The organism is Stenotrophomonas sp. SMYL86, assembly GCF_036320025.1.
Lineage (GTDB): Bacteria > Pseudomonadota > Gammaproteobacteria > Xanthomonadales > Xanthomonadaceae > Stenotrophomonas > Stenotrophomonas maltophilia_A.
Genome location: NZ_JAWIRU010000001.1, coordinates 254,414 through 278,442, shown reverse-complemented (window position 1 = coordinate 278,442; position 24,029 = coordinate 254,414). Strand labels below are relative to the sequence as shown.

The following is a 24,029-nucleotide window of genomic DNA, read 5'->3' as shown; positions in this document are numbered from 1 at the left end:
GACCGTTCATTCACACCTTTTGTGACGTACTATCCCGCCTCTGGACGCCCCGACTTCATGCAATGACGCCGAAAACCGCCCTAGCCGCACCCGCTGACGCCCAAGCCGCCGCCCATGCCGAAGCCCAGCGCCGGCGCATCCTCGATGCTGCCCAGAAGTGCTTCATCACCCGCGGTTTCCATGCCGGTTCGATCGGCGATATCGCTGCCGAGGCCGAGATCAGCCAGGGGCTGATGTACCGCTATTTCGCCAACAAGCGCGCCCTGATCCTGGCCCTGATCGAGCGCCAACTGCGCCACGACCAGGCCTCGATCAGCGAGATGCCGGTGGCGTCCGATCTGATTGATGGGCTGCTGGAGTGCTACCAGCAATGGGCACGCGGCGAGGTGCTGCCGATCCACGGCAATGCCATTGCCAGCGTGGCGCTGTATGCGGAAATCAACGCCGAGGCACACCGCGACCCCGTGCTGGCCGAGGTGCTGCGTACCCATGACAAGCAGACCAGCGCCGCGATCCATGCCTGGCTGCGCCAGCGTGACGTCAATCTGGGCCGCGTCGTGGACGAAGAGCGGATTGCCAGCCGAACCCTGCTGCTGCGGCTGCTGGTGGAAGGTCTGGCCATGCGCGCCGTGCGCGATCCCGACCTGCCGCCGGAACGGGTGCGGGCGCTGCTGGCCGATGCGATTGGTCGTGTGATGGGGTAGTGCCGGCCGCTGGCCGGCATCTGCAGTACCCCGGCGTCACCCAGTTGCCGCCGCCGCGCCCGCCCCGGGGGCCCCCCCCCCCCCCGCCCCGGGCGGGCCCCCCCCCCCCCCCCCACTACCCCGTCGTTACCCCGTCGTTCGACACGCGCTGCACGTCCGCGACCGCCGTCACGTTTTGGCTCGACCCACGTGCGGCCCACCGAAACGCTGATGCCAACGCGTCACACCGGCATCACCCGACGCTGGCGATACATAACGCGGTACGCACTAGCGTAGTGCCCGACAGCCGAAGCCGCCCTTGCCACCCCGCCCTGAAAAGTGCCATGGACGAAGCCGAACGACTGCTTGAACTCGACCGCCTGCACCTGCTCGACACGCCACCAGAGCCTGTTTTCGATGCGATCGTCGCCGCCGCGCGTGCCGCTACCGGCATGACCATGGCTCTGATTTCAGTTGTTGCCGACGAGCGCCAGTGGTTCAAGGCCAACATCGGGCTGGAAGGTGTCAGCGAAACCGCGCGCGAGATTTCATTCTGCACCCATGCCATACAGCAGGACACGCTGTTCGAGATTCCGGACGCGCGCCAGGACCCGCGCTTCGCCAGCAATCCACTGGTCACCGGCGGCCCGCGCATCCGCCACTACGCGGGGATCTCGCTGGGCTCGGCGCATGGCGCGCGCATAGGAACGCTGTGCCTGCTCGACCCGATGCCGGGCGTTCTGTCTCCCTCCCAGCGCGAATTGATGGTGCATCTGGCCCGGGTCACCACCCAGGTGCTGGAGCAGCGCAGCACGCTGATGGCCCAGGTCGGCCAGGCCAAGGCCCTGCATCGTGAGCTGAAGCGCAGCGAGGACTTCCTGGAGCGCACGAACCGCGCGGCCCGGGTGGGTGGCTGGGAAATGGACCTGGTCAGCAACGAGGTCCGCTGGACCCGCGAAACCAAGCAGATCCACGGCGTGCGCAGCAACTTCGAACCGACGCTCGAAACTGCGCTCTCGTTCTATCGCGAGGACAGCCGAAACATCATCCGCACGGCGGTGCAGCGTTGCATCGATGAAGGCACATCGTGGGAGGTGCAGCTGCCGATGACCACCGCCGACGGACGAGCCATCTGGACCCGCGTGGTTGGAGGCCGGCAGCAGGTCGATGGCCGGCCGCGGCTGGTCGGGGCCATACAGGACATCACCGAGGAGCGCGCCGCGCTGGATGCACTGGAAGCCAGCGAAACCCGCTACCGGCGGCTGTTCCACTACAGCCTTGGCCTGATCTGCACCCACACGCTGGAGGGCGTGCTGACCTCGGTGAACCCAGCGGCCGTGCAGTCACTGGGCTTCGATGAGAGCTACATGATCGGGCGCAGCTTGTGCGACCTGATGCCGCCGGAGAAGCGGGCCGCGTTCAAGGCGTATCTGGAACGCATCGCAGTCCACCACACCGATGCCGGCGTCATCGAGCTGATCGCCGCCGATGGTACCCGGCATTTCTGGGCGTATCACAACGTGCTCGACAACGAGGCCACCCCACCCTACGTGCTCGGCCATGCGCAGGACGTCACGGCGCTGCGGATGCAGGAACAGCAGTTGCGCGAGATGTCCTTCAAGGATCCACTCACCCAGAGCTACAACCGCCGCTTCCTGCCCCGCCTGGACGAACTGATCGACCAGCCCTGGGCCTGCCTGATGTTCGATCTGGATCATTTCAAGCAGATCAACGACACCCAGGGCCATGCGCGGGGTGACACGGTGCTGGTCGAGTTCGCCGCCTTCCTGCGCGCTCCACTGGGGTCAATGGAAAGCGTAGTGCGTATGGGTGGCGACGAGTTCATGGTGGTGCTGACTGCACCGGAACCGGGACGGCTGGCCGCGCTGGAGCAGTGGTATGCGCAGCATGCCGGGCAGTCACCCACGCCCTTCTCGCTGGGCGCGACCCATCATGCACCCGGCGAGACGGTGGCCGACACCCTGCAGCGCGCCGACAGCCGTCTGTATCGCGAGCGTGCACGCGTGCGCACGCATCCGCGCCCCTCATCCTGAGGCTGCTCCTGTGGAGCCAAAGGCAACGGCTCCTGCCGTTGCCTTCGGCTCCACAAATGCCCGCACCGGGCCTGCGCCTACTCCGCTGCCAACGCCTGGATCGGGTCCAGTTGCGCCGCACTGCGCGCCGGGAAGTAGCCGAATCCAAGCCCGATCGCAGACGAACATGCCAGCGCGGCGAGCACCGGCCCCGCCGTGAACAGGAACGGCACACCCAGCGACAGCAGGCTGGACAGCGCACCCACGCCGAACGCGAACAGCACCCCCAGCACGCCACCGAACAGGCAGATCAGCACGGCCTCGATCAGGAACTGGCGCAGGATGTCGCCCTGCCGCGCGCCCACCGCCAGCCGCACGCCGATCTCGCGCACGCGCTCCTTCACCGAGACCAGCATGATGTTCATCACCCCCACCCCGCCGACCACCAGCGCCACTGCTGCGATGGCCGAAACCAACGCTGCCATGGTCTGGCTGGACTTCATCACCGCCTTGCGGATCTGGTCGGCGTTGTAGATGAAGAAGTCACGACGGCCATGCAACCGCTCCAGCTCGGCACCCAGCGAGGCTTCGGCGGCGTTGGTGGGTACGTTGTCGCGCACACGCACCGTGATGCTCTCCAGGCGCTCGCTGCCCAGCAGCCGCGAGGCCGCCGAGGTATACGGCACGTAGACCGTCGGGGTTGCACCACCCGCGAACGCATTGGCCCCGACCACACCGATCACCTCCACCGGCATGCCGCCCAGCAGCACCGTGCTGCCGATCGGGCTGCCGCTGAACAGCGCTTTGGCCGCCTTCTGGTCGACCACACCCACGGCACGGTGCGCATCCACTTCGGCGTCGGTGAAGAAGCGGCCGGCCTTCAACCGCAGCCCACGCACGCGCGGCATGTCGGCGCCTACGCCCAGCACCTGGGTGTTGGCACGCCGATTGCCCTGCAGCGCCGCCACCGATCCGCTCAGGTTCGGGCTCACGCTGTCCACGTAACTCAAGGCCGCAAGATGGTCCGCATCGCCCACCACCAGTGTCTCGATCTCCGCCGAGCGCGGGTCACCGAAATCGGCGCCCGGGAAGATCTCCAGCGTACTGGCGCCCAGTTCGTTGATCTGTGATTCGACCTGCGCCTGTGCGCCCTTGCCCAGCGCAACCACGGTCACCACGGCCGCTACGCCGATGATGATCCCAAGCATGGTCAGCAGCGTGCGCAGGCGATGGGCCAGCATCGAGCGCACGGCCATGCGCGCGGCTTCGCGAATCGCATCCATGCGTGCGCGGCGCTCGGTGACCGGCGACACGCCGCGTTCGGTCCCGGGTGTTTCAGCCACAGCACGCGATCCCCGCTCGCCGCGGTCGGTCACCACCCGGCCGTCGGCGATCTCGATCACCCGCGCCGCGTTGGCGGCAATCGCCGCATCGTGTGTCACCAGGATCACCGTGTGGCCCTGTGCATGCAGGCGCTTCAGCTCGGCCATCACCTGCTGACCACTGGCGTGATCGAGCGCGCCGGTGGGTTCATCGGCCAGCACGATCGCGCCGCCGTTCATCAGCGAACGGGCAATGGACACGCGCTGCTGCTGGCCGCCGGACAGCTGGCTCGGCCGGTTCGCCATGCGTTCGCCCAGCCCCAGCGTTTCCAGCAGCGTGCGTGCACGGGCAGTGCGCACGTCCGCCTCCACGCCGGCATAGACTGCCGGCAGCGCCACGTTCTCGGTGGCACTCAGGTTCTCCATCAGGTTGTAGCGCTGGAAGATGAAGCCGAAATGCTCGCGGCGCAGGCGTGCCAGCGCGTCCGGCGCCATCTGCTCGGTGGCCTCGCCGTTCACCCGATAGCTGCCCTCGGTCGGCCGGTCCAGGCAGCCAAGGATGTTCATCAGCGTGGACTTGCCCGAGCCCGAGGGGCCGATGATGGCGATGAACTCGCCGGCATCGATGCGCAGCGAAACGTCCTTCAGCACCACCACCTCGCCGGCGGCGGAGCGATAGGCGCGCGATACGCCATGCAGTTCCAGCAGTGCGTCGGCCATGCTCACATCCCCAGCAGGCTGGTTGGTTCGGATTCGCCGCCGCTGGGCGCCTGGCCGACCACCACGTTCTCGCCCTCGCGCAGGCCGGACAGGATCTGCACGGCGGTGGCGGTGCGCAGGCCGGTCGTCACCGCACGCTGCTGGGGGCGGCCCTTGGTGTCCACCACGCGCACGGTTCCACGGCTGCCGTCCTTGCCATCCGAATCGACCAGCGCCGTCAATGGCACCTGCAGCGCGTTGGCGACCCGCGCCAGCTGCAGGGTCACCTTCACCGTCATCGAGGGCTTCAGCTTCAGGCCGGGATTGGCCACGTCGAACAGGCCGGCGTAGTACACCGCCTTCGGCGTCTGCGCAGAGCCACCCGCATTGCCGGTGGCGACGTCGGCAATCGAGGACGGCGCCGGTTCCAGCTGCTGCAGGTGGGATTCATAGCGGCGGCCGCTCGGCCCCAATGTCGAGAACCACAGCGGTTGTCCCGGTGCCACCAGCTCGACATCAGCCTCGGCGATCTCGGCGCGCACGGTCATCGTATCCATCTGCGCCAGCATCACGATGGTCGGCGTGGTCTGCATCGAGTTCAACGTCTGCCCGGCCTTGGTGACGATGGCCACGATGTAACCGTCGCTGGGCGAAACAATGCGGGTATAGCCCAGGTTGATCCGTGCGGTTTCGACCTGGGTCACGGCCTGGTCGATCTGCGCCTGCAGCGCGGCCACCTCTGAGCGTGCCGCATCGCGCGCCACGCGTGCGGCTTCGAAACCTTCCTGTGACACCAGGCGCGACGCCACCAGCTGCGACTGCCGCTGGTAAGCACGACTGGCCTGCGCATAGCGGGCCTGGCTGGCGGCATGCTGGGCGCGCAGCGTGTTGGTGGCCGCCTCGGCACTGCGCAGCGCGATACGCTGCGGCTGCGAATCGACCTCGGCGATCAGGTCACCGGCCTGTACGCGCTGGCCCAGCACTACATGCAGGCGCTTGACCTGGCCGGACACCTGCGCACCCACCGCCACCAGCTCCTTGGGATGGACCCGGCCGACCGCCTGTACGGTCTTCTCCAGATCCGCCACCCTTGCCGGTGCGGTGATCAGCGCGGCATCATCGCCGCCGGCAAACGCCCACCATCCAGCGCCGGCGGCCAATGTGGCCACCGTAGCGGCAATGATCCAGGTCCTGCGGTTGCTCATCGAAACGCCCGGCTGCGTGCAGTCGCCCAGTGCGACCGCCGAAACCGCAGTCTGGAAGCCGCGGATGGACATTTCTTGGAGCCACTGTGGAGATTGCATGGAGGCGCGGCAGCCGTTCAGGCACCAGCCCCGCGCCTGAATGCTGCGGCCTGCGTCCACGCAATCTCGACACAATCTCGACCGAGTCTCCATCAACGGTCGCTAGCCTCGTCGGCCTCGCCGACTGCCCGCCTGCCGTGTCCCTTTCCCATCCAGACCTGCCACCCATCGATGTGCGCCGTGCCTACCTGGCGTGGTGTGCGCCTTCGCCGTGGTTGATCGCCGTCGTGTTGGCATCGACCACCAGCTGGATGCTGGCCGCGCCGGATCCGTTACCCCCGCTGCTGGCGGGCTTCGGGGCGGCCGCCCTGGTGGGGTTCCGCAGCGATGGGCCCGGTGGCACTGGCCGTTCCGGCGCACTCGCGTCGCTGGCGCTGATTGGTCTGGCGGTCTGGGCGGCAACGCACCCGGTCGCCGACGCCACCCTGCATCTGCTGCTCGCCCTAGCCACTCTCGTGGTCGTCGCCCTGCTGGCACTGCGCCTGCGCGCCATCCTGGCCATGGCCTTGCGGCTGCAGGCCCGGGTAGATACCACTCCCATGGCATCGCGCTGGAGCAAGCTGCCGGCGGCGGTGTCCACCCTGATGCTGCAGCAGCTGCGCGGCGCAGGTGCAGTGGAACCGAGTCTGCGGCGCACGCTGGTGCTGGCCACCCTGGCCTGGGCTGCCAACGAAGAGGCGCAGGACATGCAGTGCCGACGATGACCCTGCCCCAGATCCCGCCCTTGCCCACCCTTGCCCCGAACCCGCAGCACGCAATGAACGATCTCCGTACCCGACAGGCACCCTTGGTGCTGATTGCCGAAGATGAGGGCGAAATCGCCGACATCCTCAGTGCCTACCTGGCCCGTTCCGGCCTGCGCAGCGCCCGCGCCGCCGACGGTGAGGCGGCACTCGCCAGCCACCGCCAACTGCGTCCGGACCTGGTGCTGCTGGATGTGCAGATGCCAAAACTGGATGGCTGGCAGGTGCTGAGCGAACTGCGACGGATCGGCAACACCCCGGTCATCATGCTCACTGCGCTCGACCAGGACGTGGACAAGCTGACCGGCCTGCGCGTGGGCGCCGACGACTACGTGGCCAAGCCATTCAATCCGGCCGAGATCGTCGCCCGCATCCAGGCCGTGCTGCGCCGGAGTTCCCGGACCGTGGTCGAAGCGCCCAACGGGTTGATCCGCCAAGGGCCCTTCGAGATCGACCTGCGCAGCCACGAGGTGACCGTGCGCCATGGCGAGCAGGTGCACGAGCTGAACTTCACCCTCACCGAGTTCCGGCTGCTGGTGCATATGGCACGCGCGCCGCGGCAGGTGCATGCGCGGGCCGATCTCCTGCATGCCTGCCTGCCCGAAGGCGATGCGCAGGAACGCACCGTCGACAGCCATGTCAGCAAACTGCGGCGCAAGCTGGAGGATGTCGGCGTGATCGGCATTCCCGCCACCATCCGCGGCGTCGGCTACCGCTTCCTGGACTGAATGATGAACCCCAAAGGCAAGAGCATCGGACGCCAGATCACGCTGTCCATCACGGTGGCCTCGCTGTGTTCGACGGTGCTGTCGATCAGCGGCTTCTACCTGTTCTATTACCTCATGGAGGTGTTCTATCCGCGCTGGTACGACGAGCCGGAAACGATCATGCCATCCGGGCTGGAATGGCTGTGGATCGGATTGACCGCCACCGTGGTCGTCATCTTCGCCACGCTGGTCGCCTCGCGCCTGACCCGGCGCATCATCACGCCGTTGAACTCGGTGGCCGAAAGCCTGCGCCGGGTCGCCAGTGGCGATCTGGAAGCGCGTGCACGCGGTGGTGATACCACGATGGCCGAAGCGGCCACGCTGGTCAGCGATTTCAACTCCATGGCAGAACGGCTGAGCCGGATGTCCGAGAACCGGGTGTTCTGGAACGCGGCGATCGCGCATGAACTGCGCACGCCGATGACCATCCTGCGCGGCCGCTTGCAGGGCATCGCCGAAGGCGTGTTCGAGCCGGGCCCGGAGCAGTTCAACAGCATGCTCACCCAACTGGAAGGCCTGACCCGCATCATCGAGGACCTGCGCGTGGTCAGCCTGGCCGAGAGTGGCCACCTGGATCTGCGCCTGCAGCGCAGCGATGTCAGTGTGCAGGTGGCCGCGGTGGTTGAAGCGATGTCCGAGGCACTGACCGAGAGTGGTTTCTCGGTGACATTGGACGCACGACCTTCGCTGGCCGACTGCGATCCTGCACGCATCCGCCAGGCAGTACTGGCACTGTTGGAGAATGCACGACGCCATGCCATTCCCTGCCCGCTGCGGGTGTACGTGACGCTGGCAGAAGGCCATTGCACCGTCACGGTGGAAGATGGCGGCCCCGGTGTGCCGGACGACCTTCGCGACAGCATCTTCGAAGCCTTCCAGCGCACGGATGTCTCGCGTTCGCGGCAGAGTGGTGGCTCCGGGCTTGGCCTGGCCGTGGTGCGTGCGATTGCCGTGGCCCATCACGGAACAGCGCTATGCCGGGCCACCGAACGTGGTGGCAGTGCCTTCGAAATCCGCTGGCCGGTGCATGCCCGCCGTTGAGGCGGTAGACACTGCCCTGGTAGCGGCCCACCTTGGTGGGCATTCGCATCGCTGAACGGCGCCGGTTCCTCCACGCAATCTCCATCGTCCCTCCATGCCCGCTCCAAAGGGCTGCAGATACTGGGCGTGACCAGGGAGGCGGCAGGTATCCAGCCCCCTGCCCTGTCTCCACCTTGCCCAGGCATCCCCATGAAACACCCCCACGATCCGGCGGCCGCCGCCGGTAGCATCGGCCAGCAGAACGCGGCCGCCACCCTCAAGGCCATCCTGCGCACCTACCCGTGGCAGCTCACCGGCACGTTCTCGCTGGTGGCGCTGGAGAACGCGCTGCTGCTGGCGTATCCGCTGTTTGCCGGCTTCGCGGTGGACGCGATCATCCGCGGCGACATCGGCCACGCCATCTCCTACGCCGGCGTGGTGCTGTTGTTCTGGCTGGTCGGTGCCGCCCGCCGTGCGGTCGATACCCGTACCTTCACCCGCATCTATGCCGACCTTGCGGTGAATGTGGTGCAGGCACAGCGCAGGCTGGGCCACGCCACCTCCACCTCGGCCGCACGCGTGGTGCTGGCCCGCGAGTTCGTCGACTTCTTCGAAAAGCACGTGCCGATCATCGCCACCGCGCTGGTATCGATGTTCGGTGCGGCGGTGATGCTGCTGGTGATCGAACCGCTGGTGGGCGCCGCGAGCCTGATCGCCCTGCTCGGAGCGGTGTTGCTGATGCCGTCGTTCGCACGCCGCAACGAGCAGCTGCATGGGCGCCTGAACAACCGGCTGGAACATGAAATCCGCCTGGTTGACCGGGTCAGCCCCTCGGTGCTGCGTCGCCACTACACCACGCTGTCGCGGCTGCGTATCCTGCTGTCTGATCGCGAAGCCGGTGCCTTCGTGGTGGTGGGTGCGGCAGCAGCGGTGTTGTTCGCGCTGACCATCGGCCGACTCGCCACCACCGACGGTGTGACGCCGGGTCATGTGTACGCGGTGATGACCTATCTGTGGACCTTCGTCGGCAGCCTGGACGATGCACCATCGATGGTGGATCAGCTCGCGCGCCTGAAGGACATCGGCCGCCGCGTCAGCCCGGGGATGGAGGATGCGGAGCGCAAGGACGACGCGTAACCGGTAGATGCCCGCCTTGGTGGGCAACGATGTATCGCTGCGCCAACCAAGGTTGGCGACTACCGGGGCAGCGGTGCCAACCAGGATTGGCAATTACCTCGCTGAAGGACATCGGCCGCCGCGTCAGCCCCGGCATGGAGGATGCTGAGCACAAGGATGCCGCGTGACCGGTAGATGCCCACCTTGGTGGGCAACGATATATCGCGGCGCCAACCAAGGTTGGCGACTACCGGGGCAACGGTGCCAACCAGGATTGGCAATTACCTCGCTGAAGGACATCGGCCGCCGCGTCAGCCCCGGCATGGAGGATGCTGAGCGCACGGACGCCGCTTGACCGGTAGATGCCCACCTTGGTGGGCACCGATGTGTCGCGGCGCCAACCAAGGTTGGCGACTACCGGCGCAACGGTGCCAACCAGGATTGGCGGTTACCTCGCGGAAGGACATCGGCCGCCGCGTCAGCCCCGGCAAGGAAGATGCGGAGCACAAGGATGCCGCGTGACCGGTAGATGCCCACCTTGGTGGGCAACGATGTATCGCGGCGCCAACCAAGGTTGGCGACTACCGGGGCAACGGTGCCAACCAGGATTGGCCGTTACCTCGCGGAAGGACATCGGCCGCCGCGTCAGCCCCGGCATGGAGGATGCTGAGCGCAAGGACGCCGCTTGACCGGTAGACGCCCACCTTGGTGGGCAACGATGTATCGCGGCGCCAACCAAGGTTGGCGACTACCGGGGCAACGGTGCCAACCAAGGTTGGCGACTACGTTGCCGTGCGCCCGCACATCGCCAATGCACCGATGATCAACGCTTCCATGCTGCGGTCGAACTCGGCCTCCTGCGCCTTCCGATCCAGCGGGCGTCGCGTGGTATCCACCACCGCATGGCGTGAGTACACTGTGTCGGCCAACGCCACGGCGTGATAGGCCACGGTGGACAACAGCCACGCCGCCTGCTCCAGCGGCAGGCCATGCACGCGGCTGAATTCGGCATGGTGGCGCTGGATGCGCGCCAGCATCTCCGGTGTCTTCGCGCCGTGGCTGACCAGGAACGGCGCCAGGCCCGGATTCCCGTCCACCAGCGTCCGCAGTGAACGTTGGAACGCACGCAGATCCTCCTCGATGCTGCGCCGGCCAGCGGCATCCAGTGCCGGTGCCTGCCAACGCTCGAAGATCGCCTCGGCCACCAGCTCGCGCAGTGCCGCCAGATTCGCCACATGCTTGTACAGCGCGATGTGGCTGACCCCCAGCGCCGCCGCCACGCCCACGAAGCTCAGCCCCGGCAGCGTCATGACAATGCCGGCGTCGGCGATGCGCTCGCGGGTGATGGTGGGCGGCCGCCCACGGGCAGCGGTCTTTTTCGGTGCAGCCATGCGGTAACGGTTCCTGCGCGGTGCGCGGGCAAGGGCTGTCATGGTGGTCCGCAGCGACGCCGCGGTCAACGCGTCGCTGCGGTCCGTGGACAGCCCCCGGTTGCGGCACGATCAATTTAGTTTACTATGATGTAACTAATTCGCATTTGCAGTGTCCAGGATCGTTGTCGATGTCCGCGTCCCCCACTTCAATCACCCCGGCCGGGCCGCTGCGCGGCGCCGACCATGATCGCGGCCTGCAGGCGCTGCAGGTCCAGGTGGTCGCGGTTGCACAGCCGTGCGCCAGCCTGCTGCGCCTCGTGGTCCAGCTGCCGGAACATGCAGAACTCGCGCCCTGGCAGCGTGCCAACACCGCCGTGCGCATCCAGCTCGGCGCCACGTTCGGCGATGTGTCACGGATCTACACCGTGCGCAGCCTCGATCCCAACACCCGCCAGTTCACCCTGGACGTAGTGCTGCACGAGGCGCCGGGGCCGATGCTGGCCTGGGTACGTGCGCTGCGCCCCGGTGATGCCTTCGATCTGACCGGACCGCGCCCCCATCTGCACGTACCGCAGCGCGAGGGCACCTGCGCCCTCCTGTTCGCCGACCCAAGCGCCATCCCTGCCCTGTTTGCATTGCTGCAGCAGTGGCCGGCCGACCTGCGCGCAGAGGCCTGGATCGCCTCGGATGATGCATTCCCGGTAGACGAACTGCCCGCCATTGAAGGTGTCCGCGTGCTCCGCCTCGCCACCGGTGACGCGCCGTTGCTGCAGCAGGCGCGCCAACTGCGGCCGGAACCCGGCAGCACGGTCTGGGCGGCCGGCGAGCGCGAGGAAATGCGTGCCCTGCGCCGCCACTTCATCGAAACGGTCGGCCTGCCACCCAGCGACGTTGCCGTGGCCGGCTACTGGAAACGTGGCGAGACCACCACCGAGACCGACCAGCGTCGCCGCCGCAACTACGAGCGCGTGCTGGCACGCGGCGGTGGCCTGCAGGACCTCGACGACCTCGCCGACGATATCTGATCCACCCCGCAGTATCCGCGCCCCGCGCTTCGTTCCACCCAGCCACAGATCGCCCACGCACCTCGCGTGCAGCACTGCCACAGCGGCAGTGCCGTGCCCTCTGCCAGCCATTCCACAGCCCGCGTCGTCCTGCCCCTGCAGGTCACAGACGGCGCCGTGCTGGCCGATCGCACGACCCACCACACGAGAACCGCCATGTCCCTCCCCCTGCGAACCCTGCCCCTCCCACGCCGCTCGGCGCTTTCCCTGGCCGCACGTGCGGCGTTGCTGCCCACCCTGCTGATCGCCACGGCCGCACACGCCAACGATGCACCCGATGGCGCCCGCCAGTTGCCCACCGTGAACGTGCGCGCCGACAAGACCGCACCCACCGATACCTACGCCGGCGGCCAGGTCACGCGCGGCAGCGGCGTCGGCCTGCTCGGCGAGCTCGACTTCATGGACACGCCGTTCAACACCACCCGCTACACCGCCGAATTCATCGACAACATCCAGGCGCCGGACCTGGTGCGGGTCATCGCACTGACCGACCCCAGTGTCTACAACAGTGGCTCCAGCGGTGGCATCACCGACTACTTCAACATCCGCGGTTTCGGTGTCGCCTCGTCGGATATCGGCTTTGGTGGCCTGTACGGGCTGATCCCCTACTACCGCGTCACTCCCGAACTGGCCGAGAGCATCGAAGTGCTGAAGGGCCCGTCCGCGCTGCTCAACGGCATGCCGCCCGGTGGCTCGGTGGGCGGTGCGGTTAACGTGGTACCCAAGCGTGCAGGCGACACGCCGCTGACCCGCTTCACCGCCAGCTACGGCAGCGACGCGCAGTGGGGCGGTCACCTGGATGTCGGCCGCCGCTTCGGCGCGGACAAGCAGTTCGGCGTGCGCCTCAATGCCGTGCACCGCGACGGCGACACCGCCACCAACCACCAGCAGCACAAGACGCAGCTCGCATCGCTCGGCCTGGACTGGCGTGGTGAGCGCTCGCAGGTGTCGCTGGACCTGTTCAGCAGCCGCGACCATGTGGATGGCCTCAACCGTGGCGTCTCGCTGGCGCCCGGCCTGGCCGTGCCCCGCCCGCCGAAAGAAAGCACCCTGTTTGCACCGGACTGGACCTTCAGCACCGTCAAGGACCAGGCCGCCGCACTGCGCTGGTCGTTCGACATCAATGACTACCTGCAGGCGCATGCCAGCTACGGCCACGGCCATACCGATTTCGACTCCATCGCCAGTGCCACCACGCTGATCACCAACACCGCCGGCGACTTCCGCAACAACTTCGCCCACCAACGCTTCATCTACAGCAAGGACACCGCCGAAGCCGGATTGTCGGCGCGTTTCCGCACCGGCGCGGTCGATCACGCGCTGGCCATCAGTGCAGCCTGGTACCAGCACGACCAGAAGTTCGGCTTCAAGCGCAACCTGCTGGCCCGCGATTGGGTAACCAATATCTACAACCCGCAGTGGGGCCCTGCCATCGACCGCAGCTTCAGTGATGCGTCGCTGCCAAAGACCGCGGAAGTGCGCACCACCAGCTTCGGCATCGCCGATACGCTGTCCTTCATCGATGATCGTGTGCAGCTGACCGTGGGCATCCGCCACCAGACCGTGCTCAGCGATACCTTCGACGGCAACACCGGAAAACGCACCGCACGCTACGACGCCAGCGCCAACACCCCGGCCGGTGCACTGCTGTTCAAGGCCAGCGACCGCCTGTCACTGTATGCCAACTACATCGAAGGCCTGAGCCAGGGCAGTACCGCCCCGGCCACCGCCGCCAACGCGGGCGACGTGTTCCCGCCGTTCAAGACCCGCCAGCGCGAGGTCGGTGCCAAGTTCGACTTCGGCCGCTTGGCCAGCGCATTTAGCGTGTACGAGATCGAAAAGCCCAGCTCCTACACCGACCCGACCACCAATGTGTTCTCGTTCGGCGGCCAGCAACGCAACCGGGGCGTGGAATGGACCGTGTTCGGCCAGGCCACCGAACAGCTGCGCGTGCTCGGCGGCATCGGCTGGCTGCAGCCGAAGCTCACCCGTACCCAGGGCGGTATCAACGAAGGCCGGCTGGCGACGGCCACACCGCAGTGGCAGGGCAAGCTGGGCGTGGAATGGGACGTGCCGGCCGTGGCCGGTCTCACCCTCACCAGCAATGCGGTCAGTATGTCCAAGGGCTATATCACTGCTGACAACAGCCAGTGGGTGGCGGGCCGCACCGTGTTCGATCTCGGTGCCCGCTATGCGACGCAAGCGGCTGGCCATCCGCTGGTACTGCGTGCCACCGTGCAGAACCTGACCAACAAGGCGTACTGGGCGGGCAGCCTCGGCTCGGGGCTGGGTACGCCACGCACCGCCCTGCTGTCGGCCACCATCGATTTCTGATCCTCGTTTCAAGGGCGCCACGCCATTGCGCGTGGTGCCCTGGAGAAGTGCTTTGACCGTTTCCCGTACCGCCTCCGTGCTGACCTGGCTGCCCCTGGTCTCACGCATCATCGCCGCGTTGTTCGGCGGCTATGTGCTGGCCGCACTGTGCAGCATCGCGGCACTGGCGCTGCCCATCGATGGTCGCCAGGCCGTGTTCACTGGCATGCTGGCCAGCTTCCTGCTGTACGCCGGCGCCGTGGTCTGGGTGTTCGCGGTGCGCTCGGCGTGGCGCGCGTGGCTGGGCCTGCTCCTCGTCGCGTTGCCCTTGTGGTTGATCGCACAGACGGTCGGCAACGGAGGCGCAGCATGAGCAAGGTCGATCGCACTCCGAAGCCACGCGGCATCCGCCAGACCATGTCCGACCTGCATATCTGGGTGGGGCTGCTGGCCGGATGGATCCTGTACGCGATGTTCCTCACCGGCACCGCCAGCTACTTCCGCGACGAGCTCTCGCGCTACACCCGCCCGGAAATCGCCACACCGTCCGTGTTGCCGAACGCCGCTGTGGTTGCGCAGCGTACCGTCACGGCGATCATGGCCGACACGCCTGCGGCCAGCCAGATCAACCTCAGCCTGCCGAGCACGCGCATGCCGTGGGTGTCGGCGATGTGGGCCAGCCCGGGCGGGCGTGGCCGGCATGGCTTCGACTCGGGCCTGTTCGACGCCAGCACCGGTGCACCGCTGCAGGCACGTGACACCGGCGGCGGCGACTTCTTCTATGCCTTCCACTTCAACCTGCACTACATGCCGGCGATGTGGGGCCGCTGGATCGTCGGCCTGTGCGCGATGTTCATGCTGGTCGCCATCGTCAGCGGCGTAATCACCCACAAGAAGATCTTCGCCGACTTCTTCACTTTCCGCTGGGGCAAGGGCCAGCGCTCGTGGCTGGATGGACACGCGGCGCTGTCGGTACTCGGCCTGCCGTTCCACTTCATGATCACCTGGAGCGGCCTGGTGATGCTGGCGGTACTGTACATGCCGTGGGGCCTGGCCAAGCTGCCGGACAAGCGCCAGCAGGCCGAGGTCGTCAGCGAGATGCGCCTGTTCCTGCCACCGCAGAAGGCCGCCGGCCACCCTGCTCCGCTCACCAACGTCGGTGCACTGGTGCAGCAGGCCGAGCAGCGCTGGGGAGCCGGCGCGGTGGGCAGCGTGCAGGTGCAGAATCCCGGCGACGAGAACGCACGCGTGGCCGTGGTGCGTGCGCAGTCCAGCCGTGTTTCGACCACCCCGAACTATCTGCTGTTCGACGGCAGCGGTGGGCAGCTGCTGCAGCTCAAGGAACACTCGGGCGTTGCCGCCGATACCCAGGGCGTGCTGTATGGCCTGCACCTGGGCCGCTTCGCCGATGCCGCTCTGCGCTGGCTGTACTTCATCGTCAGCCTGGCCGGCACCGCCATGGTCGGCACCGGGCTGGTGCTATGGACGGTCAAGCGCCGCGCGCAGCTGCCCGATCCGCAGCGCCCCTACTTCGGCTTCCGCCTGGTCGAGCGTCTCAACATCGCCACCGTCGCCGGCCTGTCGGTGGCGATGGCGGCCTATCTATGGGCCAACCGCCTGCTGCCCATCACCATGGACGGGCGCGCGGCGTGGGAGGTGCATGTGTTCTTCCTGGCCTGGGCGGCCATGTTCGTGCACGCCACGCTGCGCACACCGAAGCGTGCATGGATCGAACAGTTCCTGCTGGCGGCGTTGCTGCTGGCGCTGCTGCCGGTGCTGACTGCAATGACCACGCTGCATCCGCTGTGGCGCACGCTGGCCGCGGGCGATTGGGCGTTTGCCGGCACCGACCTGACCCTGCTGGCATTGGCCGCCCTGCACACGCTGCTGGCCTGGCGCACCTGGCGGCATGCGCCGAAGGTGAAGCGTGCACGGCCGTCTGCCGCGTCACGCACTGCGGCACCGGAGGCCAGCGCATGATCCACGTCATTCTGTTCGTGTTGTCGCTGGCCGCGTTCGCCTGCCTGGCACTGGCGATGGAGCGTCATCAGCGGGACGTATTGCGTCGTGTGCTGAGCGCGCAGGCAACCCAGCAGCTGCGCGCGATTGGCTGGGCACTGCTGGTGTTCAGTGCCGTGTTTGCCATGCGCGGGTTGGGCGTGGGTTTCGGTCTGGCTGCGCTGTCCGGTCACACCAGCGTTGCCGCGGGCGTGGTGGTGTTGGCGATGGTGGTGCATGGGCGGTGGAATCGGTAGATGCCCACCTTGGTGGGCACCGATGGAAACCAGCGCCAACCAAGGTTGGCGACTACCGGGCCTGAGCGGTGTTGCTTTGGTAGATGCCCACCTTGGTGGGCACCGATGCATCGCGGCGCCAACCAAGGTTGGCGACTACCGGGCCTGCGCGGCGCTGCTTTGGTAGCTGCCCACCTTGGTGGGCACCGATGGAAGCCAGCGCCAACCAAGGTTGGCGACTACCGGGCCTGCGCGGCGTTGCTTTGGTAGATGCCCACCTTGGTGGGCACCGGTGGAAGTCAGCGCCAACCAAGGTTGGCGGCTACCGGGCGCGATGAACGTTGCTTCGAACAGCCGAGCATGGCTCGGCTCTACAGGAACGCGGCCATGCGCTGCAGTTCGTCTTCAAGCGCGCCACGAAACACCTTGTCGCGGGCCAGTGACTTGCCGGCGTAGCCCACGCTGGACGCCAGTTCACCGTCGCGCACGCTGAGATTGGCCCAGCCCACCACCTGGTCGTGCCACAGCACGGGCAGTGCGTAGTAGCCGTACTGGCGCTTCGGCGCAGGCGTGTAGGCCTCGAACTTGTAGACCCAGCCCCACAGCAGCTCGAAGCGGCGGCGGTCCCACACCACCGGGTCGAACGGTGCCAGCAGGCGCACCTGCTCATCCGGTGCGTGACGGCGCGAGCGCGGATTCTCGTCGGCCGGCCAGTACCAGGTGGTGCCGTCCAGCGTGCAGCTGGCCAGCTGTTGCTTGGCCAGCATCAACGCCTGCCGGGTCTGTTCGGCCAGATGCGGAGCACCGTATCCCAGCAGGCGCACCAGGTAGGTCAGGCTGGCCGACGGCAGCGGCGCGTACTTGCGTACCACCAGGTCGATCAGGGCCGCGGCGCGTTCGATCTGCGCCTGCTCGCTGGCATCCGCCTCGGCGTGGTCGGCCACCGCGTAGATGCGGGTGCCACTGTCGCGCCGTTGCACGCGCAGCAGGCCGCGGTAGTGCATGCCGTCCAGCAGGTGCGTGCTGGCATTGCTGGTGCCGCCCCAGTAGTTGGTCACCCGGCCATGCGCGAACGCCTGATCAACCTCGCGCGGATGCACGCTGCCACGTTCGCGCACGAAGGCCAGCACATCTTCCGCGCGGCGCCGGGTCTCGGCATCCCATGCGCGCTTGGACACGCGCGGGTGCATCAGTGCCAGATGCTCACGCGGCAGGAAGCCGTAGTTCACCAGGCAATCTTCTTCCACCGGCAGGCGCGTATAGCGCCGCTCCAGATCACCGGCGCGGTAGTCCTTTACCCGGTGGCGCAGGGTCAGGTCCTGCGCGCGTGCCGGTGCGCGGATCGGGTCGGCCTGCACGAAGCCCAGGCGCCGGATCGCGGTCAGCAGCGTGGTGGGCTTGAACAGCGTGCGCGCCACCGCATGGCGGCGCAGATCATCGAGGGTGGGCGTGGCAGGCATGGCCGCATTGTAGATCCACGCCATGCGTGGATGGGGCCGTGGCGAACCGTGTAACGGCATCCACGCATCGCGTGGTTCTACCGAAGTTCCAACACCTCCAGCGAACCGATCACCAGCGCACGCATGCCCTGCTTGAACTCAGTGATCACCTGGCCCTCTTCGTCGTCGGCAATCCCATAGACCGTATCCGCACCGGCAATGCAGTAGAACGCGATCGTGGCCAGCAGCCAGCGCGCCTTGTCCAGCGGCAGGCCGAACACCTCGGCCACATGCGCCTGGTGCGAGGCGATCTTGTCCAGCATCGGCGCGGTCGCCACCGAACGGCGCAGCAGGTACGGCGGTAGTCCGGGGTGTGCTTTCACCACCTCGCACAGCGAATCGACGAACCCCAGCAGGTACGCCTGCAGCCCACCCGGCGCATCGGCCGAGGCGCGCGGAATCTGCCAGCGCTGGAACACCGTATCGGCCACCAGCCGCTTCAAGGCCTCCAGGTTGGCCACGCGCTTGTAGAGCGCGGCCTGGGTCACTGCCAGTTCGGCGGCCACGTTGGCCATGGTCAGGTTCGGCAGGCCCAATTTGATGCCGATGTCGGCCAGGCGATCGGGGGTGATGGTGGGCGGACGGCCGCGGGCCGACGCCGGGATATCAGGGTGCATGTTCATACCGTAGCGAGGGTGCCAGCAAAGGGACCCTCTTGTCCGCTTCATATGGTTTAGTTTAATTTACTCAACTAATTCGGAAGGCGTGTGGTTCGCAACCCCGCCGCCGTCCGCGATCGAGCCCATGGCTCACTTCCCGCCAGGTCCCCACCCAGCCGACAACCCTGCGCTGCGCCCTCCCCCGTGCTTGCCGTCGGCAGCGCGCCAGGCGCGTTCGCACCTGCGATTCACAGGAACCTGGCATGACCGTGTACCACCTTTCCTCTCCGCTGCAGCCCGCAGCGGCCGCCGCGAGCCGCGTGCAGATGCATCCGCCGATGGCCCGGCGCTACCGGGTGTCGGCCCTGGCACTGGGGCTGCTGGCCTCGTTTGCCGCACTCGCAGAATCCGCGCCGTCCACCCTGCCCTCGGTGCAGGTGCAGGAACAGCGCCGGGTGACCGGTGACTATGCCGGCGGCCAGGTGGCTTCCGGTAGCCGGGTCGGCCTGCTCGGCGACAAGGACTTCATGGACACCCCGTTCAGTACGGTCAGCTACACCGAGTCCTTCATCCGTGATCGCCAGGCCAAGGACCTGACCGACGTCATCGCCGCCACCGACCCCACGGTGTTCAGCAATGGCGTCACCGGCTCCTGGAGTGAGAACTACGCGATACGTGGCTTCGCCTCCAACACCAGCGATACCACCTTCAATGGCCTCAGTGGCATGGCGCCGTACTACCGCACCTCGCCGGAAATGTTCGAGCGCATCGAGGTGCTGAAGGGCCCGTCCGCCCTGCTCAACGGCATGCCGCCCGGCGGCTCGGTCGGTGGCAGCGTCAACCTGGTGCCCAAGCGCGCGGGCGAGCAACCGCTGCTGCGGGTCAGCGCCAACTTCGCCTCCGATGCGCAGTTCGGCACCCATGTGGATGTGGGTCGTCGGCTGGGTACCGACAAGCAGTTCGGCATCCGCTTCAACGGCGCGTACCGTGATGGCGACGGTGCGGTCGGCAAGCAGAGCAAGAAGGTGCAACTGGGTTCGCTGGCGCTGGACTGGCGCGGCGAGCGCGCCCGCCTCTCCGCTGATCTGTACAGCGCCGACGACCGCGTCGATGGCCCCGCCCGTGGTGTCGGCCTGGCACCGGGCGTGGCGATTCCGCGGCCGCCGCGTGGCGACACCCTGATCAACCCGGACTGGGCCTACGTGGACAGCCAGGACAAGGGCGCAATGCTGCGCGGCGAGCTGGACATCAACGAACACCTGATGGCCTACCTGGCCTACGGCACCAGCAAGACCGACTACCGCTACAACGGTTCGATCAGCGCGCAGATCCTCAACCCGGCCGGTGACTTCACTACGGTGATGGGCCAGCTGGCGTTCGACATCAAGAAGCAATCCGGTGATGCCGGCCTGCGCGGCAGCTTCCGTACCGGCAGCGTGAGCCACCAGTGGGCCGCCAACGTGACCCACTACCAGCACACCCAGAACGACTACGGCCGCCGCAGCGTGCCGGGCTGGGACTGGACCACCAACCTGTACAACCCGGTGTGGGGCCCGGCCGCGCCGTTCATCGCACCGCATATCTCGCACACCGAACTGCGGCTGGACAGCATCGGCTTCGCCGACACCCTATCCTTCGCCAATGACCGCGTGCAGCTGACACTAGGCGTGCGTCGCCAGCAGGTGGTCAGCGAGACCTTCAATGTGACGAGCGGTGCGCGCACCTCGCGCTATGACGAGAGCGCCACCACCCCGGCCGCCGCGCTGCTGGTGAAGGCCACCGACACGATCTCGGTCTACACCAACTACATCGAAGGTCTCAGCCAGGGCGCCACCGCGCCGATGACCGCGGCCAATGCTGGCGATGTGTTCGCACCGTTCCGCACCAAGCAGAAGGAGCTGGGCCTGAAGCTGGACCTGGGCAGCTTCGCGCACACCTTCAGCGTGTACGAGATCAAGCGTCCAAGCAGCTACACCGACCCGGTCACGAATATCTTCTCGTTCGGCGGCGAACAACGGAACCGTGGCGTGGAATGGGGCTTCTTCGGCTCACCGCTGGATGGCGTGCGCCTGCTAGGCGGCGTGGCCTACGTGCAGCCGAAGCTGACCCGCACGGCAGGTGGCGTGAATGAAGGCCGCATGGCCACGGCCGTTGCGCAGCGGCAGGCGAAGCTGGGCGTGGAATGGGATGTGCCTGCGCTGGAGGGCTTGACCCTGACCGGCAATGCCACCGCGATGTCGAAGCAGTACATCAGTGCCGACAATCGCCTGTCGGTGCCGGGGCGCACGTTGTTTGATGTGGGTGCGCGCTACAGCACCACGATGGCGGGGCGACCGCTTGCCCTGCGCGCCAGCGTGAACAACGTGACCAACAAGGCGTACTGGGGCATGCCGTTGTTGTCGAGCCTGGCGCTGGGGGCGCCGAGAACGGTGTTGTTGTCGGCCACGATGGATTTCTGAAAGGCATCCACGCATGGCGTGGATCTACTGGAAATGCATCAGTAGAGCCAGGCCATGCCTGGCTGATGCCATGGTGATCCGCCAACAGCATCCACGCATGGCGTGGATCTACGTTTCATTCCGGGTGCAGGCGATAGATGGCATGACTGGTCAACGCCAATGCCGCCAGCTTCAGGCCTTCCATCACGCGATCGCCCACGTACTGATCCGGGCCACCATTCTGGCGGGCGCGTTCGGCCGCCAGCAGGATTTCCTGCAGGATACGCAGCCCGGCCAGCGCACCGTCGGCGTCGGCCAACGCCAGGCAGCGGCCCGGCAGCTGATGGCGCTCGGGCCAGGGCTGGCCGTCGGCGGCCGCGCCCAACCCGATGCGATGCAGCAGGGCCATCAGGCTGTTGGGATCAGTTGCGATGTCGTGCCCTTCATCGGCATTGGCCGAGGCGTGCTGATGAGGGAACTCCGATGCGTTCATGGCAGGTCTCCGTGTAAGGCATGCGGGACCACCGCCCTTAACAATCAAGGCGGCGGACGGTACGTGGCTGGAAATCCCGTGAGTCAGTGCTATACCCGGGCGGTGGGCTTGCGCCCACCTCCACGCACCGCCCGCCATGGAACGCGAACGGAATGCCAGCCGACGCCGCGCAAGGCGACGCCGGCTGGCAAGCGTAAACAGCACTTACTCAACGGGGTTTCCAGGCCCCGGCCACCCTTATTCGGTGGCACCCCATCATGTGCACAACGGGATGGCAGGCGCCAACAACCCACGTGCAAAGACAGCGACGTTTACGCAGCGATGGCATTGTCGCATATCGTCAATTGATCCAAATATTCAACAACTTGCGCCATACCATCTGCGGCATTCCCCACCAGCATTGGCACCGCGCATTCCTTGACTGCATCCGGCATTCGAGACATGCGAGATGCCAGTTCCGACATTACGCAAGCAGATGGGCAATCAACGCCAGCACCGCCAGATGCCCCACGTAGTACCCGTAGAACACCCAGCGCCAGCGCGGCAGTTCCCACGTCATCCGCGCCGCCAGCAGCACTATCGGAATGGCCAGCAGCGCCCAGCCGTTGTGGTTGGCCCAGCACACCGCTGCAAGCGCGGCCAGCAACAACCACCAGGCCCGATGCCGGAACGCGATCCAGGCCAGCAGTACGCTGCCCACACCGGCCCACTGATAGTCCACCAGCATCGGCAGCAGACCTGCGGCCAGCAACAGCTGCACCGGCCGATTGTTCGCCAACGCATGCACGGCCACCGCGGCCAGAGCGAAGGTCAACAGGATGTTGAGCGGCAGCCAGGAACCGAACGCGAGTGCGTGCAATGGCTGCGCGATCAGCCCCCATAGCGCGAGCCGGCGTATCGATTTACGCGGGTCGGCTCCGGGCTGGGCCAGGTTGCAGGCCATCACCAGCGCGAACAGCGGGAACGCGATACGCCCCAGTTCGCTGACCACCGGCAGGTAGCCGCCGAAGACCACCTTGGCCACATGGTCGCCGGTCATGGTCAGCAGTGCGATCCACTTCAACAGCTCGCGCGCGCCGCTGCCGAGAGTGAGGTTGAAGGTGGACGTCCCGGTCGTGGTCGCTTGCATCGCGGAAGCTTATGCGCATCGGCCAGCCCATTTCCAGCGTCGCGCAGGAGCCGGCCGCTGCAAGCCGCAGGCGGCGGCGCTATGCTGGCCGCCCCTGCTTGTGAGACGCCCGCCATGCGCACCCTGTACCCCGCCATCGAGCCCTACCGCGAGTTCACCCTGCCGGTGAGCGATCTGCACACCCTGCATATCGAAGAGTGCGGCACGCCCGAGGGCATCCCGGTGGTGTACCTGCATGGCGGCCCGGGCGCCGGCATCTCACCGACCCATCGCCGCTTCTTCGACCCGGCGCGCTACCGCATCGTGCTGATCGACCAGCGCGGCAGCGGCCGCTCCAAGCCGTTCGGCGAGCTTCGCGACAACACCACGCAGGATCTGGTGGCCGACATCGAGAAGGTGCGCGAGCACCTGGGCATCGAACGCTGGCTGGTCTATGGCGGCTCCTGGGGCTCAACCCTGTCGCTGGCCTACGCGCAGGCGCACCCTGAGCGCGCCACCGGCCTGATCGTGCGTGGCGTGTTCCTGGGCCGCGAGATGGAGAACCGCTGGTTCGCCGAGGCCAACGGCGGTGCACGCTGGATCTTCCCGGAGCGCTGGGACCGCTACGAGGCCTATATCCCGGAAGGCGAACGCAGCGACATGATTGCGGCCTACTGGACGCGCATGGACAGCGCCGATGAGGCCACCCGCATCGCCGCCGCGCAGGCCTGGCTGGGCTGGGAGGACAACGCCGCCACCCTGCAGCACGACGTGGATGCGGTTTCCACGGATGACCCGCTGGATACCCTGGCCAAGGCCCGCATCGAGGCCCACTACTTCCGCAATGGCATCTTCCTGGAGCCGAACCAGCTGCTGCGCGATGTCGATCGCATCCGCCACCTGCCGTGCGTGATCGTGCAGGGCCGCTACGACATCATCTGCCCGCCGCGCAGCGCCTGGGACCTGGCCAAGGCCTGGCCGGAAGCCACGCTGGAGATGGTGACCTCGGGGCATAGCGCGAACGAGCCGGCAACGGTGGATGCGCTGGTGCGCGCCACGGACGCGTTCGCCGACCACTTCTGAAGACGTGGGGTAGTGCCGGCCGCTGGCTGGCATCCCAGCAATCGAGGGTAGAGTCGACTGTTAGTCGACTATCGCGCGCAGCGCGAGGTTTTCAGTTTCCTGCCGAGAGCAGTCGACTATCAGTCGACTCTACCCAGA

Annotated in this window: 20 protein-coding genes; 13 read left to right on the top strand and 7 right to left on the bottom strand. The window is 67.0% G+C overall.

Annotated features, from left to right (window positions below; genetic code table 11):
• Positions 1-62 precede the first annotated feature (62 nt).
• On the top strand, positions 63-704 hold the full coding sequence (locus V3B64_RS01240; RefSeq protein WP_329913419.1) for a helix-turn-helix domain-containing protein: 642 nt from the start codon (positions 63-65) through the stop codon (positions 702-704).
• 323 nt (positions 705-1,027) lie between these two features.
• Positions 1,028-2,737, top strand: coding sequence for a PAS domain S-box protein (locus V3B64_RS01235; protein ID WP_329913418.1), 1,710 nt, complete (start codon positions 1,028-1,030; stop codon positions 2,735-2,737).
• 77 nt (positions 2,738-2,814) lie between these two features.
• On the opposite strand, the gene V3B64_RS01230 is transcribed toward V3B64_RS01235, so the two are convergent.
• Together V3B64_RS01230 and V3B64_RS01225 are read right to left on the bottom strand one after the other, a co-directional pair.
• Positions 2,815-4,758 carry a MacB family efflux pump subunit gene (locus tag V3B64_RS01230; RefSeq protein WP_121503361.1) on the bottom strand — a complete coding sequence of 648 codons (1,944 nt, stop codon included), beginning with the start codon at positions 4,756-4,758 and terminating at the stop codon, positions 2,815-2,817.
• A gap of 2 nt (positions 4,759-4,760) precedes the next feature.
• Positions 4,761-5,942, bottom strand: a complete 1,182-nt coding sequence (locus V3B64_RS01225) for an efflux RND transporter periplasmic adaptor subunit (RefSeq protein ID WP_121503628.1) — start codon at positions 5,940-5,942, stop codon at positions 4,761-4,763.
• A gap of 236 nt (positions 5,943-6,178) precedes the next feature.
• On the opposite strand from V3B64_RS01225, the gene V3B64_RS01220 reads away from it, so the two are divergent.
• The 4 genes from V3B64_RS01220 (at position 6,179) to V3B64_RS01205 (ending at position 9,708) form a co-directional block, all read left to right on the top strand.
• Positions 6,179-6,745: a hypothetical protein gene (locus V3B64_RS01220; RefSeq protein WP_329913417.1), complete on the top strand. Its 567-nt coding sequence runs from the start codon at positions 6,179-6,181 to the stop codon at positions 6,743-6,745.
• A 53-nt stretch (positions 6,746-6,798) separates the two neighbouring features.
• Positions 6,799-7,512, top strand: a complete 714-nt coding sequence (locus tag V3B64_RS01215; RefSeq protein WP_253143204.1) for a response regulator — start codon at positions 6,799-6,801, stop codon at positions 7,510-7,512.
• 3 nt (positions 7,513-7,515) lie between these two features.
• On the top strand, positions 7,516-8,592 hold the full coding sequence (locus V3B64_RS01210; protein ID WP_121503630.1) for an ATP-binding protein: 1,077 nt from the start codon (positions 7,516-7,518) through the stop codon (positions 8,590-8,592).
• Between the two features lie 189 nt (positions 8,593-8,781).
• Positions 8,782-9,708: an ABC transporter six-transmembrane domain-containing protein gene (locus V3B64_RS01205; RefSeq protein WP_329913416.1), complete on the top strand. Its 927-nt coding sequence runs from the start codon at positions 8,782-8,784 to the stop codon at positions 9,706-9,708.
• A gap of 761 nt (positions 9,709-10,469) precedes the next feature.
• Here the strand turns inward: V3B64_RS01205 and V3B64_RS01200 are convergent.
• Positions 10,470-11,078 carry a TetR/AcrR family transcriptional regulator gene (locus tag V3B64_RS01200; protein ID WP_329913415.1) on the bottom strand — a complete coding sequence of 203 codons (609 nt, stop codon included), beginning with the start codon at positions 11,076-11,078 and terminating at the stop codon, positions 10,470-10,472.
• Positions 11,079-11,248: 170 nt separating this feature from the next.
• Here V3B64_RS01200 and V3B64_RS01195 point away from each other — a divergent pair, with 170 nt between their 5' ends.
• The 5 genes from V3B64_RS01195 (at position 11,249) to V3B64_RS01175 (ending at position 16,692) form a co-directional block, all read left to right on the top strand.
• Positions 11,249-12,085, top strand: coding sequence for a siderophore-interacting protein (locus V3B64_RS01195; RefSeq protein WP_329913414.1), 837 nt, complete (start codon positions 11,249-11,251; stop codon positions 12,083-12,085).
• 195 nt (positions 12,086-12,280) lie between these two features.
• A complete protein-coding gene (locus V3B64_RS01190) occupies positions 12,281-14,458 on the top strand; it encodes a TonB-dependent siderophore receptor (protein ID WP_329913413.1) in 2,178 nt (725 codons plus the stop codon).
• Positions 14,459-14,510: 52 nt separating this feature from the next.
• Positions 14,511-14,810 carry a DUF3649 domain-containing protein gene (locus tag V3B64_RS01185; RefSeq protein WP_032129500.1) on the top strand — a complete coding sequence of 100 codons (300 nt, stop codon included), beginning with the start codon at positions 14,511-14,513 and terminating at the stop codon, positions 14,808-14,810.
• Positions 14,807-16,417: a PepSY-associated TM helix domain-containing protein gene (locus V3B64_RS01180; protein WP_329913412.1), complete on the top strand. Its 1,611-nt coding sequence runs from the start codon at positions 14,807-14,809 to the stop codon at positions 16,415-16,417. Before V3B64_RS01185 ends, V3B64_RS01180 begins: the two co-directional genes overlap by 4 nt.
• Positions 16,414-16,692, top strand: coding sequence for a DUF3325 domain-containing protein (locus V3B64_RS01175; protein WP_248857725.1), 279 nt, complete (start codon positions 16,414-16,416; stop codon positions 16,690-16,692). The genes V3B64_RS01180 and V3B64_RS01175 overlap by 4 nt, the downstream gene beginning before the upstream one ends.
• Positions 16,693-17,042: 350 nt before the next feature.
• Here the strand turns inward: V3B64_RS01175 and V3B64_RS01170 are convergent, their stop codons facing one another.
• Both V3B64_RS01170 and V3B64_RS01165 read right to left on the bottom strand, forming a co-directional pair.
• Positions 17,043-18,155 carry a crosslink repair DNA glycosylase YcaQ family protein gene (locus V3B64_RS01170; protein WP_329913411.1) on the bottom strand — a complete coding sequence of 371 codons (1,113 nt, stop codon included), beginning with the start codon at positions 18,153-18,155 and terminating at the stop codon, positions 17,043-17,045.
• Between the two features lie 53 nt (positions 18,156-18,208).
• The gene (locus V3B64_RS01165) at positions 18,209-18,793 is read right to left on the bottom strand and encodes a TetR/AcrR family transcriptional regulator (protein WP_329913410.1); all 585 of its coding nucleotides are present in this window, start codon (positions 18,791-18,793) and stop codon (positions 18,209-18,211) included.
• 239 nt (positions 18,794-19,032) lie between these two features.
• Here V3B64_RS01165 and V3B64_RS01160 point away from each other — a divergent pair, with 239 nt between their 5' ends.
• A complete protein-coding gene (locus V3B64_RS01160; protein ID WP_329913409.1) occupies positions 19,033-21,228 on the top strand; it encodes a TonB-dependent siderophore receptor in 2,196 nt (731 codons plus the stop codon).
• Positions 21,229-21,343: 115 nt separating this feature from the next.
• Here V3B64_RS01160 and V3B64_RS01155 read toward each other — a convergent pair whose 3' ends face one another.
• Both V3B64_RS01155 and V3B64_RS01150 read right to left on the bottom strand, forming a co-directional pair.
• The gene (locus tag V3B64_RS01155) at positions 21,344-21,700 is read right to left on the bottom strand and encodes a hypothetical protein (protein WP_329913408.1); all 357 of its coding nucleotides are present in this window, start codon (positions 21,698-21,700) and stop codon (positions 21,344-21,346) included.
• Positions 21,701-22,163: 463 nt separating this feature from the next.
• Positions 22,164-22,829, bottom strand: a complete 666-nt coding sequence (locus V3B64_RS01150; RefSeq protein WP_329913407.1) for a TraX family protein — start codon at positions 22,827-22,829, stop codon at positions 22,164-22,166.
• A gap of 114 nt (positions 22,830-22,943) precedes the next feature.
• Between V3B64_RS01150 and pip the strand changes: the two genes are divergently transcribed.
• The gene (gene pip / locus V3B64_RS01145) at positions 22,944-23,891 is read left to right on the top strand and encodes a prolyl aminopeptidase (RefSeq protein ID WP_329913406.1); all 948 of its coding nucleotides are present in this window, start codon (positions 22,944-22,946) and stop codon (positions 23,889-23,891) included.
• Positions 23,892-24,029 lie beyond the last annotated feature (138 nt).

Excerpts from the sequence above, each read along its gene's own strand:
- V3B64_RS01240 (WP_329913419.1), top strand. The coding sequence starts at position 63 with ATGACGCCGAAAACCGCCCTAGCCGCACCCGCTGACGCCCAAGCCGCC.
- V3B64_RS01235 (WP_329913418.1), top strand. The coding sequence starts at position 1,028 with ATGGACGAAGCCGAACGACTGCTTGAACTCGACCGCCTGCACCTGCTC.
- V3B64_RS01230 (WP_121503361.1), bottom strand. The coding sequence starts at position 4,758 with ATGGCCGACGCACTGCTGGAACTGCATGGCGTATCGCGCGCCTATCGC.
- V3B64_RS01225 (WP_121503628.1), bottom strand. The coding sequence starts at position 5,942 with ATGAGCAACCGCAGGACCTGGATCATTGCCGCTACGGTGGCCACATTG.
- V3B64_RS01215 (WP_253143204.1), top strand. The coding sequence starts at position 6,799 with ATGAACGATCTCCGTACCCGACAGGCACCCTTGGTGCTGATTGCCGAA.
- V3B64_RS01210 (WP_121503630.1), top strand. The coding sequence starts at position 7,516 with ATGAACCCCAAAGGCAAGAGCATCGGACGCCAGATCACGCTGTCCATC.
- V3B64_RS01205 (WP_329913416.1), top strand. The coding sequence starts at position 8,782 with ATGAAACACCCCCACGATCCGGCGGCCGCCGCCGGTAGCATCGGCCAG.
- V3B64_RS01200 (WP_329913415.1), bottom strand. The coding sequence starts at position 11,078 with ATGGCTGCACCGAAAAAGACCGCTGCCCGTGGGCGGCCGCCCACCATC.
- V3B64_RS01195 (WP_329913414.1), top strand. The coding sequence starts at position 11,249 with ATGTCCGCGTCCCCCACTTCAATCACCCCGGCCGGGCCGCTGCGCGGC.
- V3B64_RS01190 (WP_329913413.1), top strand. The coding sequence starts at position 12,281 with ATGTCCCTCCCCCTGCGAACCCTGCCCCTCCCACGCCGCTCGGCGCTT.
- V3B64_RS01180 (WP_329913412.1), top strand. The coding sequence starts at position 14,807 with ATGAGCAAGGTCGATCGCACTCCGAAGCCACGCGGCATCCGCCAGACC.
- V3B64_RS01175 (WP_248857725.1), top strand. The coding sequence starts at position 16,414 with ATGATCCACGTCATTCTGTTCGTGTTGTCGCTGGCCGCGTTCGCCTGC.
- V3B64_RS01170 (WP_329913411.1), bottom strand. The coding sequence starts at position 18,155 with ATGGCGTGGATCTACAATGCGGCCATGCCTGCCACGCCCACCCTCGAT.
- V3B64_RS01165 (WP_329913410.1), bottom strand. The coding sequence starts at position 18,793 with ATGAACATGCACCCTGATATCCCGGCGTCGGCCCGCGGCCGTCCGCCC.
- V3B64_RS01160 (WP_329913409.1), top strand. The coding sequence starts at position 19,033 with ATGACCGTGTACCACCTTTCCTCTCCGCTGCAGCCCGCAGCGGCCGCC.
- V3B64_RS01155 (WP_329913408.1), bottom strand. The coding sequence starts at position 21,700 with ATGAACGCATCGGAGTTCCCTCATCAGCACGCCTCGGCCAATGCCGAT.
- V3B64_RS01150 (WP_329913407.1), bottom strand. The coding sequence starts at position 22,829 with ATGCAAGCGACCACGACCGGGACGTCCACCTTCAACCTCACTCTCGGC.
- pip (WP_329913406.1), top strand. The coding sequence starts at position 22,944 with ATGCGCACCCTGTACCCCGCCATCGAGCCCTACCGCGAGTTCACCCTG.